Genomic DNA, 612 nt, shown 5'->3' with positions numbered 1-612 from the left:
GGTACGACGGTCAAAACAAGTAATACCAATGAGCATATTCATATGAAAAACCAAGTATTACAGTTCGTGAATCAAGGACGAGCGAAAATTGTAATTGGTTTTGAAAACGAGAAACAGAGTAAGACGTCCAATCCGTATATCGTGATTGGTGAAGGTGATGGTACAGGAAGAAATTTAGGAAGTATCTACAAAGATGCAAAAGGTGTTTACTATCGTTTTATCGATAAAAATGGTGCAGAAAGTAACATGCGTATGACCGAGCGTGGCGATTTAGGGCTGACCGCGCAATCGAGCATGTGGCTCAAATCAGCCGGGGTGCTGAATCTTGACGGTGATCACGTTACAATTCATCACAATGATTACGAAATTGCTGAATTTAGAACGCCGACATATGGCAATGATTGCGATATGGTGTTAGGAAATCACACAATCCGCTCGTCAAAAGTGAGCGGATATGATAAATTGTTGCAAATCAAGAATCAATACGGAAATGATTTTCGGGGTATTGAGGTTTCTGAAGTAACCGCACATGGAGGGATTCGTGCTAACACAAACCTTTGGGCTGAGCAAAATTCTTATGCAATGCAACATATCAACAGGTCAACAGAAAAG

The 612-nt window shown here is 40.7% G+C and carries 1 pseudogene; it reads left to right on the top strand.

Annotation, left to right across the window (positions count from 1 at the left end):
• Window positions 1-612 (top strand): annotated as a pseudogene (locus tag MR058_RS22920) (phage tail spike protein); the annotation flags it as partial.

The organism is Bacillus cereus group sp. BfR-BA-01430, from assembly GCF_022663115.1.
GTDB lineage: Bacteria > Bacillota > Bacilli > Bacillales > Bacillaceae_G > Bacillus_A > Bacillus_A cereus_BD.
Note: the sequence above shows the minus strand (reverse complement) of the source record. Positions and strands in the feature narration are given on the sequence as shown.